Source organism: [Ruminococcus] torques ATCC 27756 (assembly GCF_000153925.1).
GTDB classification, from domain to species: domain Bacteria; phylum Bacillota; class Clostridia; order Lachnospirales; family Lachnospiraceae; genus Mediterraneibacter; species Mediterraneibacter torques.
This window is the reverse complement of sequence record NZ_DS264349.1, coordinates 150847-163563: the sequence shown is the minus strand read 5'-3', so window position 1 is coordinate 163563 and position 12717 is coordinate 150847. Positions and strand designations below refer to the sequence as shown.

Below are 12717 nucleotides of genomic sequence, written 5' to 3'. Positions count from 1 at the left end.
CTACTTCGGCAACAAATCCACTCACTGTTTTCAATCCAACTCCTTTGATTTCCAACAACTTATCTATATGAGGAATCTCTGACAACTTTTCCTCTGTCAGGCTCATCAGGTCTTCCTCTCTATTTTTGTAGATTTCATAATCGTTCAGTAGATTCTTCAATTCAATTCTTGCACTATCAGGTGCTTCCTGGCTTCCAATACTGTGCTCTGCAGCCGTTACCAGGGTCTTTGCCCTCTTCAGTCCAGCCGCTCTCAACTTAGCATCCCGCCAAATCTTATTGATTCCATCTACACCCAGTTTTACGATATCTTGTGGCAAAGGTGCCTCTTTTAATATCATAAGACCACTCACAGAATCCGGATTTCTATAAACGTCTTTGATTTCCGGAAAATAGATGCTAAACCATCTTGCGATACGGTTCTTGATCCTTGTAATTTCTTCCTGGGTTTGTAATCTGAGATTTGAAAGACTCCGAATCTCAGCATAAATACCAGTTGGTATATATGGATATGAAAATCTCCCTTCATTTACCAGCGCCGCAATTGTCTTTGGATCCTTACGGTCATTTTTGTTTGGATTATTGTCATCCAGTTCTTTTGACTTCTTTACATGATGTGGATTTACATGAACCGGTTTCATGCCGTTGTCCTGCAGGTATGCTCCAAGGTTGAACCAATAGTGTCCTGTTGGTTCCATTCCCGGAATCACAACGTTTTTACCGTATTTTTCTGCAAAATCCGCCATCCATGCTTTTAAAGTCATAAATCCAGCTTCTGTATTACTGAATTCCAACGGTTTCTTTGAATACTCGTAATTACGCCAATCGAATGCTCTTGCAAAGTGCGTTTCACTTCCCACATCAATCCCAACAATTAATGTCTTTTCCGTAATAGATTTAATTTTTGCGTTCTGTGTGTTATACTTCATTTTAGATACCTCTCTGTTCAATAAGATTGTTACTAACCGTGCAAAGTCAGTAATCTTATTCTACACTGAGGTATTTTTTTCTCAACCTTCTTTCTTGGAATTCCTTATATTTGAATTATACAGGAAGCTCCTTCCGTAGTCAAAACCTGTATCAGATTATAAGAAATCTCCCCATCCTGAGGGTGAAACTCAGTTCCGTCAGCTCTAAACCATTTTTTATCCACAGTGATCTCTGTCGTTACAGTCTTTTCATTTGCAACTTTAATCGTCAACGTCCCCTCTTCTAACGTTACTTTAGAATTCTCTGTATTTAATTTAATTTTAAATACACCGTTGCTTTCTTCTATTATTGTAAATAGAATCGGTTCTTCCAAAGGAATATAATTTGATGGCGCTTTGATTTCTGTAAGACGGTATTCTCCTGCGTCCAAACATTTAAACGTAAAATCCGAAATAGCTGATTCATTTCCCATTTCTACCGGGGTGAACGATGCATCCCCCAGTTTTTCCAGTCTGAACGCAGCCCCTTCCAGACTTTCACCGCTTTTATTGACTTTTTGCACCTTTATATCTGTTTTGTTTATTATTTCAAACGCAATTAACGGTTGGAGCGGACTGTTGTGATCGCCCAGCATAGAAGAATTATACATTTTAAGCTTTACACATTCCATATCTTCATCCGATACTTTCTCACTTTCTTGAATAATGTGTTTAACTGCTTTTTTCATAATATGATAACCCACACTGCCAGATGAATAGCTTTTCAAGCCGTCAATACTATCTGAATAATACCAGATTGCCTCCTGCAAAGCCTTATAATATCCTTTTTCTTTATCATTGCTTCCAAACCAGAATGCATCGCTGCCTAATTGATGGTCAGTTAAAAGTTCTTTTTTATGCATTTCGCAATAATAAATCACCTTTCTTACTGAATCATAAAGTTCTTTCGGATTTTTCTTCCTCGGATTTTCCGCTAATTGAAAGAGCGTTTCGGCGCTGGTACTTAATTCATTGTAAACAGCTTTATTACCAAAGTTAGGAAAATCCTTGTTAGCGCCAAAGCAAAATGCATCTGTACCTGTCGCTATATTATACTCCTTCGATATTTTTATTCTGCTGTCTTCTCCTGTAAATCCATAATATTGTCCTTCCTCCAATGGGGCGTCCTGTCCGTTGTTGTTCTGCTCATTATTCTTCTTTAAAACAACGGCTGTACTTCCCTTTATAAAGTGAATCCCTTCACTGTCAAAATAAAACTCTGCCACGGAATCGTTCGGTCTTTCATATTCTTTTGGAACTGTTCTCAAATAAAGTTTATACGGAGTGTTCCACTCTAATTTTTCAAGAATAATTTTCCCGGTTGCCCTGTCTGCCGTTCCTGCCTTAATTTGAGTTTCTTGATTACCTTTCACTTTATTTAATGCATATCGTACTACTCCTCCTACAGGCAGTCCGGAAGTATTCTGTACAATAAAATGAACATACGCAGTAGTCATCGTCAAAGCAATACCTGATTCACCTTTTGTAAAATGAATCCCGTCGTTGTCAAAATAAAACTCTGCCACAGAACCGTCCGGTTTTCCATATCCATTCGGAACTTTTGTCAAATAAAACTTATATGGCGTATTTAATTCTAAATCTTTAAAAGTAATTTTTTTCTGTGACTTATTTAGTGTTCCTCTCTTTACTACTATTTCCCGGTTATTTATTTCTTTCTTCAATTCGTATGTTACATTTCCTGTCGGCTGCCCCGGGGGATACTGTATGATAAACTCAACAGACCTTGTTTGAACCGCTTTCAATGTATATCCTTTCGGAACGATGTCAAATACATTGTTTCCCTCTTCAACATACGATGTTTCCGATTCGGAAGAAGTGATGTTTTCTCCTTGTTCGCTTATCCCATGATCAGATATATCTTGTGTTCCATACTCTTCTTCCACCGCATATGCAGGCATATAAAACACCGGCAGGACAGCAGCTATAATTATTAACAGGGTTAAAAGCTTTATTAGCAAATTATTCTTTTTCATCAACGCTCTCCTCCCCTATTTTGCTTTTTTGCCTGATCCTGAAAAACAGCAGCAGCATACCGCTGCTTAACATCAAGACTCCATTCCACCGAAACATATTTGTAATATCTCCTGTTTGAGGACGTTTTTTAGGAGATAGATCCGGTGGTGTTTGTGGAGGTATCTCGGGTTTTTCTTTCCTTTGTATCTCAGTTTTCGGTTTTGCATTCACCACCCTGTTCTGGATTCCATTTTCAAATTGAGGAATGATAACTAAAAAAGGCTGTACATTAGTAAAGTCTTTTGCTTTTCCGGATGATCCTGTCTGTACCACAAGATAAATCCCATCTTTCAAATCTGTAAATTTTGCCGTACCGTCATCTCCGGTTTCCCCTTTCATCATTTCTTTTATATTACGGCTTTGCTTTTCAAAATAAAGCGATAATTTTAACTGATCGTCAGCCGTTTTAATATTTACAAAATCCCCGTTCCATCGAAACGGCGCTTTTACTGTATGCCGACTCTCTTTTTCATTCCACTTAGCAACTTGATAAACAGAAAATTCGGCGCCGTCTATCGCTTGCCGTTCATAAGTTAGTATAATATTCAAACTGCCGTTCTCCTCTGCCGCATACGCGCAATCGAAAGAAGTTATAAAAAATATCAGACTAAAACATAGAATAAGCAATAGGTTTATTCTCTTATTTTTCATTCAACTTCCTCCTCTTTCTTCTCTTTATCAGAAATACCGATACCAGAACTGTCATGCCGATCAGAGCCAGAATAACTCCTGCCGTCAACATGATATACTTCAGATTATTTTTTTTGATCATATCTTCTATTTTCGATTCTGATTGCTTATAAACAGTACGTTCTCCCCGCACAAGAAGTCTGTGGGAATTCACTCCGTAAGGGGTGCATGTGATCAAAGTTACATAATCTTTTCCCTTTTCTATCTCCAAAGTTTCCACATCATCGGGAAGTACGATTTTTATCTGATTTACCTTATATGCCAGAACCTCATCAAATACGTGTATGAAAAATAAATCGCCCTTTTTTAACTTATCAATATCCGTAAATAATTTCGCAGAAGGCAATCCCCTATGTCCGGATATAAGACTATGGGTATTTTCTCCTCCTACAGGCAGGGAACTGCCCGGCAGATGACCTGCCGCTATCTGCAGCACGCCTTCATCCGTGCCATGATAAACAGGCATATATATATTTAATTTCGGTATTTCTACATATGCCATAATACCGGTTTTTGTTATATCAAGGATATGAGCATATCTCTTTTTTTCTTCTTCATTCAAATAATATCGATTGACTTTACCAACCAGACTTTCATTATATTCTCTTGCTTCTCTTAACAAGTTTTCTTTTTCTTCCTTGGATAAATCTTTCGTCTTTTCTACATAACTTCCTATCGCTTTTGAAGAATGCAGCGCATTGATATAATCACCGATCGTGGGATAGGCCAACAAGCCTATCCCAGCAATCAAAATGATCGCAACTACTATATCAGGTATATATTTTTTAATCTTAAACATCATTTTTCAGTATGTTTTCTGTTTCTTTTATACACTGTATATCCCAGAGCGGTTAATACGAAGATCGTTCCTAATGTATATATTAAATATCTTCCCATTCCACCTGTCTCCGGAAGCTGAATGCCTTTCTTATTAATTACATCTGTTGACAGAGAGTCTTCCCTTTCTTCTGTCTTTCGTATAAAAACTATTTCTCCTTCCGTCTGTCCTGTCAAAGATGTTAATTGCGGATCATCCGATTCCTCGTCATATGTGGCTTCAATCGTAAAAATAATCGGCTGAATCGTATTATACCCGGATGGAGTCACTGTTTCTATTAACTTATACTTTCCTGCATCCAATCCTTTAAAATTAAACTTAGTTCCTTCCGTAACAGTAACTGTGTCTATTTTTGTTCCTTCGTCTTGATCATTTACTATCTTCCGCAACTCAAATTGTGCACCTTGTAACGAGTGATTCTCTTCATCTTTCTTATTTACTACTACTTTATATGTAAATACGACATTTTTATCTTCCGGAGTTTTTCCGTGGTCGCCGCCTCCGCTCTGATTTGGGTTGTTAGAATATACAAGATACGCTGTATTAGGATTTCCGTTTCCGGCAATTACAGCATTTCCGTTTAATCTACATTTGTATTCCACGACAATTTGACTTGTGGAAGTTATCATCACACTTTGAATCGCCTTCAAGTTCTCAAAGCGGACCTGAAAGCTATTAGTATCCGAATGCACTATCAGGCTATAGTCCTGATCTGCCGTTAACGTCGTACCGTCTACCGTAACCTTTACAGACATTTTATCAAATGTTAATCCTGCAGACATTATATCATTGAACTCATAAAAATACGTTTCGTACTCTGCATAATTGCTCGGCAATGTACCCGTAAGTTTATAAGGAATCACCTCATCTATGTTATAGTCGGCGGCATCCTGCCACCCGTTTCCCTCGATATCCTTCTTACTATTTTCCTGCACTTTTTTTACAAGTTCCGGCACATCTAATTTTGTTTTAGCAGTCGTATTGCCTACTACTTTCAAAATGTATGACGTATACGCTGAGTTTGGAGGTGTTTGTGTCTGACTTCCCTCCTTATCTTTAATAAGATAATAACCTGCATTTAAATTTGCAACAGTTGTCGAATCATTTTTTTCTACGCGTACCTCAAGTTTATTATCTTCATTTAAATGCTCTTGGATCGTCTTTGCGAATTCTTTTGCTTCTGATTCTCCGGTTAAAGTTTGCGCTTTTTCAGCCGCAGTTCCCAAAGTTTCTTTTGAAGCTTCTTTAATTCCCGTTCCCCACTGAATATTAGAAAGGGTTTTGCTTTCATCTAAATCTCCCGAAAAAATCTGATATATCTGAAAAGTATGGGGCGTACTCCCCTCATTTTTCAGCGTTAGCGTATACCCCCCCCCTTGCGCAAACACTGCCATCGGCAGCGACATGGAGATTACGGTTATCACAGCCATGATCATTACCATAACAAAACTTACTTTTTTCTTTACAAATTGTTTCATGTGTTTTCTCCCTTTTCTTTTAATTTAATTCGGATACATTAACCGATGTTTAAATTGTGTTCCGGCGAAATAACTGTTGCCTTATATTAACTGTATATTCCCTCCTTCCGTGTATATAAAACTGCATGGCTCTTATATTGTTTTACTTTGAAACATGCTTTTGTAAAGCATATATTATTCCCCTTTCCACTTCAATGTACCGTTTAACCGCTCCATGTACATAACAATATTTTTCTTATTAATTCCTGAAAGTCCAATATTTACAAAAAGTTTGTATTTAAATTGTATTTAAAAATTCATAGACAACTCCTTTACATTCCTTTATAAATTCATAATCGTGAGTTATTACAATTACTGTTTTTCCTTCTTCTTTCATCTTTTGTAAATATTTGACAGTGGACGCCATCTGCCCTTTACAAAGCCCGCTTGTCGGCTCGTCTAATATCACGATCGGTTTCAAACTTACTATAGCGAGTGCGATCATAAGTCTTTGCTTTTCTCCTCCGGACAAAGATTGTGGATGACTGTCTTTCTTGTCATAAAGCATCAACTCTTTCAACACCCGCTCCTTTTTTGCATCGTCCTGACTGACGATGGATATTTCCGACCATACAGATTCTGTGAATATCTGATAATTTACATCCTGCATCACCATGGAGATATATTCATAAGATCTTTTTATTTCATTCCCGCAGTAAAAAGATTTTCCTTTTCCTTTCAGCAGTTTTGCCATCTTTTTAATGAATGTGGACTTCCCGACTCCATTCTCTCCTATAATAAAATATATTCCTTCCGAAAATCCGATTTCCCCGATATCCATGATTTTCGTATTTTTAAAGCTTTGTGCAAAATTTTTACATTTTAAAATATTCTTATCCTTTTCTCCGTTTTTCGTTTTGTTCAGCATCTGGATCTGATAGCAGGGATTATCCGATAACAGCTCTTCTTTCCTGATTTCTTCAAAACTCCTTAAGGCATACGTCTCCTTCAGTCTGCAGATCTTGTCATGATCTAAGTCTTCCACAGAGATCATTTCCAGTTTTCCTTCTTTTAAAACAGCCAGATAATCCATGATCTCTTTCAGATAATACAGTCTGTGTTCGGCAATTATCACGATTTTCCCTTTTCGTTTCAGCTCGGCGATGCATTTTTTCAAAAGACCGATCGAATGATGATCCAAAGAAGCCGACGGCTCATCGAAAAGATATACTTGATTGTCCATCGTCATCACACTTGTAATTGCCATAAGCTGCTTTTCTCCGCCTGACAGTGAAAAAATATTTCTGTTTAAAAGCTTTTCCGTATCGAGCAGCTCCGTATATTTTTTTATTATCTTAACCATCTCATCCTTCGGCAGATTTCTGTTTTCCAAAGGAAACGCCAGTTCATCCGTAGACTCAACGCAATAAAACTGTGTTTTCGGATTTTGATATACGGTCGAAATATACCGGCTTCTCTGTGCAATATCCATCTCATTTAACCGCATATCGTTTAATTTTATTTCTCCTGAAATTTCCGCCTCGGTAATCTCAGGGATTATCCCATTGATTACTTTTAATAAACTGCTTTTGCCGGATCCGGATTCTCCCGTTATACAAAAAACCGTTCCTTCAGGAATATGAAAATGTATATCTTTTAGTATTTTGTTTCCTTTATATGACAGATTTAAATTTCTACACGCAAACATATTTCCCTCCTATATAAAATCCTATCAACACGAGCATAAGCAAAAAACAAATGTAGTCTCTCATACAAAACCTGCTTTCGCCGATATACGTTCTTTTCCCATGGATTTTCAGTCCTCGCGTCATCGCCGATACGGCAACATCATCTGCTGTTTTTGTAAGCACCATAAATAATGGAACCATTCTGTATTCAAAAAGCTTTACAGGATGAAAAAAGAGGCGTCTGTTTGTAAGACCATGTAAATACATTGCGTCTTTTACCTGATTATAATCTTCTCTCGCCGTATGAAAAAATCTTGCCATAACCGTAATCGGGATGATCAACACAACCGGAAAATGCATTTTTTTAAGCGCTGACGTCATATGGCTCATTGTAGATGAAGCAAGAGCAAATCTCGCCATCACAAATCCCGGAAGAAGCCGCAAAAACATCATCGTAATAAAAAGAAATAAAGATCCCAAAAAACCACCGGCTGAAAACACCCATTCTTTTTGAATGATGTAAGCAGCCATAATAAACAGGATTCCTTTTACCGCCGCTTTCTTTTCCCTGTTCAAGAGTAAAAATACATATGGCAGCAGCGAATAAGCTGCCGCCACAATCGAAAATTTCGTTTGTATATTTCCCAGGATCAGAGTATACGAAAGACACAATGACATCAACATTTTCGTCCGAAAATCCAGTTTAAATTTTTCACTGTGCACGCTATGCCTCCTCTGCCATGCCTGCTTTTACAAAATGTTTCTTCAACATTCTTATGCCTATCGTGCAGCCTATGTACGCGCCGAGCATTCCTAAAATCACAATCAGCGGAAGCGTCCAGTTCGGCAAAACACTCATCATTTTTTGTGTATATTCTTCCCCGTACCCCATATCAAGCATCTGCCGGATATAGGCATCTCTCGCAAAATAAATCGGAAGCCAGTTTCCAAGTCCATATATGGACTGTACGCTGAAAGCAAGTCTTGCATGCTTTACACTTTTATACCGTCCATTCCTTAGGACAACTTCTCCCAGTAAACCGCCGATAACTGCCGTAAGCAGTACCCACGGTCCATGTCCGGTTGCCACAAATGCAAGTGTTACTACGATCGTCTGAATGAAAAGCATCCCTGCTTTTTTAATCTTCGTAAAATAAAGCATGTATACCGGCCCTGACACAATCCCATAAACGAACGGAACGACCGGCATTAAGACCGGAATAAAACCGATCATCCCAGAAAGAAACGTAGCAATAAAAATCAACACGGAAAATAATCCGACATTTACCAAGTCTCTCACATTTAGTACGCCTGTTTTTTCTTTTTTATCCATTATCTTTTTCTCCCAACTATACGAATCATGTTAAGCATTGCAGTATCAAATAAATCCACTTCGGATAATAGCTTTAATTAACTGTAACTGTTTGTTCTATTTTAGAATCGGATAGCATTTTTCTATATGCGGCCGACCGTTCATACATTTCTTTATCATTTCCTATCGCCTCGATTTCTCCGTTGTTCAGAAGAACGATTTTATCAGCGCTTCGGATCGTTCTCATTCTGTGAGCTATCACAATCACTGTTTTTTCTCTGATCAGCTCCGACAACGCCTCCTGAATAAGACTTTCATTTTCAACATCTAAAGATGCGGTTGCTTCATCCATCAATATGATCGGAGCATCTTTCAGTATGGCTCGTGCAATGGAAATTCTTTGCCTTTCCCCTCCTGAAAGCCGTTCTCCGTTTTCACCTATTACAGTCTCTATTCCATTTGGCATTTTTTCGATAAATTCATCGCATCTTGCTATTTTAGCCGCCTCAAAAATTTCAGCATCTGTCGCACCTTTTTTCCCGATCCTTATATTCTCTTTGATACTTGTGTTAAATAACACTACCTCCTGAAAAACAATAGAAAAGTTCTTCAGCAGCGCTTCAGGATCTACTTTACTTATGTCCTCTCCTCCCAGCAAGATCTTTCCTTTATTAATATCCCAAAATCTTGCGGCAAGCTTTGTAAGAGTAGTCTTTCCACTTCCGGATGCCCCGATGAGCGCCGTTACCTCTCCTTGTTTTGCCGTAAAACTTACATTCCTGACAACCGAATAATCCTCATATCCAAATGAAACGTCTTTAAATTCTATATCATAATTTTTCGGATGAAACTTTGATTCCCCCTCTTGGATCGGCATCGTTTTTATTTCTTTTATTCTGCCTACAACACTGTCAAGCATATCGATCATCCCCATAAAGGCTATGATCCCTTCTATCGGAAGATAGATACTTGCAGTCATGATAAGAAATACGATATATACGAAGATATTAATTTCCCCTGCCAAAAGCATTTGCGCGCCTGTAACTGCCACTGTTACGATTCCCATTTTCAGAAGCATTCCCGAAAAAGCCACTGCGACACCTGTTACAATTTCAATAGTGCCTTTTAATTTTGTGCTTTTCTGTAATTTTTCAAAAAATTGCTTTTTTGCTTTTTCTTCCATGTTATAGGATTTTATCTCCTGAATCTGTTCTATCGTTTCCTGAAGATCATCAAGTACCTCTCTGTTTTGTTCTACCCATTTTTCATTACTTTTCTTTCTCTTATTTTTTGATAAAAAGAAAATCAAAAGAGAAACGGGGATCACCCAAAGCGCTGCCAGACCAAGTTTCAAATTATAGTTAAGAATCAAAACAGAAATGATCGTTGTTGAAATCCCGGTAGCATATATATGCGGAACTGCATGAGAAAAAATTTCTTCATACAGCGACATATCTCCCATCATCGTCGCAGCCAAATCTGATATGTTTCTTTTTCCAAAATACGATAACGGTAATTTTTTCAATCTATTGGCAATATCGACTCTGACATTTGCGCTCTCACTGTAAACGTTCGTATATAGACGGGTATAGTCCCATCTTGCAACAAAAAACATAACAAAAAGCATTGCCAATATAATAAGTACATAATTTTGTGGTGTTAATGCTATCGCCTCTTCCGCAGTATCCATATCGCTTAGCGATTGAAATATAAACATAAATGCAATCATCGGCGGAAACATCTTCGTCAAATTTAAAATCGTACGGGAAAAAACAGCTTTTCTTAAATTGTTTGCTCCAGTCTGCGACATCGCATATTTTTTCATAAAATAATTAATCATTTTTACCTCCAATCTTCCAGTTGACAGATCTCCGGTATTCGTCCCAAAGCGACTTGTATATTCCGTTTTTTTCTAAAAGCGCTTCGTGTTTTCCTTCTTCTGCAATACGCCCCTTTTCGATTACGAGAATTTTGTCTGCATTTACAACTGTCGAAAGCCGATGTGCAATCAGCAATGTCGTTTTATTTTCAGCTAACTTTTTGAAAGATTCCTGTATAATGCGTTCATTTTCAGGATCTGCAAAAGCGGTGGCTTCATCCAGTATCACATATTCCGCATCCTTTAAAAAAGCTCTGGCGATCACGAGCCGCTGCGCTTCTCCTCCTGAAAAATATGTACCTTTCGTTCCATACACTGTCTCCAATCCATCTTTTAGACCGTCCACAATCTCTTTTGCTCCCGCATCAAAAAGCGCCTGTTCAATCTCTTTATCAATGGCATCTTCCTTCCCACACAGAAGATTTTCTCTCAGGCTCATTTTAAAAAGCCTTGCATTTTGAAACACAAATGAAATTTTCCGCATAAGCGAAGTTTTATCATATTCTTTTATATTGCTTCCGCCCAATAAAACTTCCCCTTCATCTGCATCGTAAAATCTTGCGGCAAGACGGGCGATTGTCGTCTTTCCGCTTCCCGAACGTCCGACCAGCGCCACTGTTTCACCTCGATTTACTTTGAAAGAAATGTTATCTAATACTTTTTCACTTCCGTAAGAAAAAGAAACGTTTTTAAATTCGATCCCGCCTGTCGTCTGATCTTCTTTCCCGTAAGCCATCTCATCATACTCAAGAATATCTTCTATTTTATCAAGAGCCAGTTCTGCAAAATAAAGATATTGACTGATTGTCGCAGTACGCATAATAAGAACTCCGAAAATCGGTCCGATCAAAAAGTATATGATCGAATCAGCGACAACTTCATGCGGATTTTCTCCCGCTGCAATAATAAACAAAGCAGCCGGAACAAGAAAAAACGCCGTCGAACCCGAAGTCGCTTCAAACATAGACATTTTATTTCTGTATCCCATAGTCATTTTCAAGACGCTGTCCTTCATAACAATAATAGAAGTATAAAGACGCTTAAAACTTTCCACGCTCTGACCGAATGTTTTTACTACCGGGATTCCTCTGACATATTCAACTGTCTCGGCAGACAATGTATTGATCTGTTTATAGTATTCTTCTCTGTTTTTCTTCCCTTGAGCAGTCAGCATTGTCGCCATAAAAATAAGGCCGATAAAAACAGGGATAAGACTTGTCAATCCTAACCTCCAGTCAAATAAAAACAAAAAGACTAATATGACAACCGGAGAAACAAATGTCGAGGCAATGTCCGGGAGCTGATGCGCCAAGACATTGTGCGTTTCACCTGCGCCGTTTATAATGATCCCGCGCAGTTTCCCGCTTTCTTTGTTCATAAAATACCCCAACGGTTTATCTAACAGTTTTTTCACACTGATCTTTATAATATTTTCTTCAACTTCAAATGCAAAAAGGTGTGAAAAAATTCCTGCCAAAACATATAAACCAAGTCCTACACAAGGAAATATTACCGCATATGCTATATTTTCTCTTATCATGGTGTAATTTACATTTCCATTCAAGATCACATTTTTTATAATATTGTGAATATACCACATAGGCATCAGCAACAGGATTCCCGACAAAGCCGAAAAAGCCATTGCCAAAAAAAGCATGTATTTTCTTTTCCCTGCATAAGGTATGATTCTTGTTAAAACAGACTTTTTCTTTTCTTTTTTCATCCTAATCCTCTCCTTTCACGCTCAAATCAACAAAATCTTTTCGGATTTCAGATTTGATAATTTTATCCCATTTAGTCTTTTTTTGTTTTTAAAACTAATTTCCGGTTGCTACAATCAGTATTGTATCAG

10 protein-coding genes are annotated in these 12717 nt (G+C 37.9%); all 10 read right to left on the bottom strand.

Annotated elements, in window-relative coordinates:
- Window positions 1-928 (bottom strand): IS110 family transposase (locus tag RUMTOR_RS06315; RefSeq protein ID WP_004846350.1); only part of this gene is annotated, 928 nt, incomplete at its 3' end.
- Between the two features lie 104 nt (window positions 929-1032).
- The gene (locus RUMTOR_RS06310; protein WP_004846349.1) at window positions 1033-2961 is read right to left on the bottom strand and encodes a SpaA isopeptide-forming pilin-related protein; all 1929 of its coding nucleotides are present in this window, start codon (window positions 2959-2961) and stop codon (window positions 1033-1035) included.
- The gene (locus RUMTOR_RS06305) at window positions 2948-3550 is read right to left on the bottom strand and encodes a pilin N-terminal domain-containing protein (protein ID WP_009321487.1); all 603 of its coding nucleotides are present in this window, start codon (window positions 3548-3550) and stop codon (window positions 2948-2950) included. The genes RUMTOR_RS06310 and RUMTOR_RS06305 overlap by 14 nt, the downstream gene beginning before the upstream one ends.
- Before the next feature lie 91 nt (window positions 3551-3641).
- Window positions 3642-4493 (bottom strand): class C sortase, encoded by an 852-nt coding sequence (locus RUMTOR_RS06300; protein ID WP_004846347.1) that lies wholly within the window; start codon window positions 4491-4493, stop codon window positions 3642-3644.
- On the bottom strand, window positions 4490-6007 hold the full coding sequence (locus RUMTOR_RS06295) for an isopeptide-forming domain-containing fimbrial protein (RefSeq protein ID WP_004846346.1): 1518 nt from the start codon (window positions 6005-6007) through the stop codon (window positions 4490-4492). Before RUMTOR_RS06295 ends, RUMTOR_RS06300 begins: the two co-directional genes overlap by 4 nt.
- Before the next feature lie 277 nt (window positions 6008-6284).
- Window positions 6285-7694 (bottom strand): ABC transporter ATP-binding protein, encoded by a 1410-nt coding sequence (locus RUMTOR_RS06290; protein WP_004846345.1) that lies wholly within the window; start codon window positions 7692-7694, stop codon window positions 6285-6287.
- Complete coding sequence (locus RUMTOR_RS06285; RefSeq protein WP_009243427.1) at window positions 7681-8397, bottom strand: energy-coupling factor transporter transmembrane component T; 717 nt, start codon at window positions 8395-8397, stop codon at window positions 7681-7683. The genes RUMTOR_RS06290 and RUMTOR_RS06285 overlap by 14 nt, the downstream gene beginning before the upstream one ends.
- Window position 8398: 1 nt before the next feature.
- Window positions 8399-9007 carry an MptD family putative ECF transporter S component gene (locus RUMTOR_RS06280; RefSeq protein ID WP_004846343.1) on the bottom strand — a complete coding sequence of 203 codons (609 nt, stop codon included), beginning with the start codon at window positions 9005-9007 and terminating at the stop codon, window positions 8399-8401.
- A gap of 73 nt (window positions 9008-9080) precedes the next feature.
- A complete protein-coding gene (locus tag RUMTOR_RS06275; protein ID WP_004846342.1) occupies window positions 9081-10826 on the bottom strand; it encodes an ABC transporter ATP-binding protein in 1746 nt (581 codons plus the stop codon).
- Window positions 10819-12588: an ABC transporter ATP-binding protein gene (locus RUMTOR_RS06270; RefSeq protein WP_004846341.1), complete on the bottom strand. Its 1770-nt coding sequence runs from the start codon at window positions 12586-12588 to the stop codon at window positions 10819-10821. Before RUMTOR_RS06270 ends, RUMTOR_RS06275 begins: the two co-directional genes overlap by 8 nt.
- Window positions 12589-12717: the final 129 nt, after the last annotated feature.

What these genes read in the sequence shown, in the direction of transcription:
- RUMTOR_RS06310 (WP_004846349.1), bottom strand. Translation starts at nt 2,961, where the DNA reads ATGAAAAAGAATAATTTGCTAATAAAGCTTTTAACCCTGTTAATAATT.
- RUMTOR_RS06300 (WP_004846347.1), bottom strand. Translation starts at nt 4,493, where the DNA reads ATGATGTTTAAGATTAAAAAATATATACCTGATATAGTAGTTGCGATC.
- RUMTOR_RS06295 (WP_004846346.1), bottom strand. Translation starts at nt 6,007, where the DNA reads ATGAAACAATTTGTAAAGAAAAAAGTAAGTTTTGTTATGGTAATGATC.
- RUMTOR_RS06290 (WP_004846345.1), bottom strand. Translation starts at nt 7,694, where the DNA reads ATGTTTGCGTGTAGAAATTTAAATCTGTCATATAAAGGAAACAAAATA.
- RUMTOR_RS06280 (WP_004846343.1), bottom strand. Translation starts at nt 9,007, where the DNA reads ATGGATAAAAAAGAAAAAACAGGCGTACTAAATGTGAGAGACTTGGTA.
- RUMTOR_RS06275 (WP_004846342.1), bottom strand. Translation starts at nt 10,826, where the DNA reads ATGATTAATTATTTTATGAAAAAATATGCGATGTCGCAGACTGGAGCA.
- RUMTOR_RS06270 (WP_004846341.1), bottom strand. Translation starts at nt 12,588, where the DNA reads ATGAAAAAAGAAAAGAAAAAGTCTGTTTTAACAAGAATCATACCTTAT.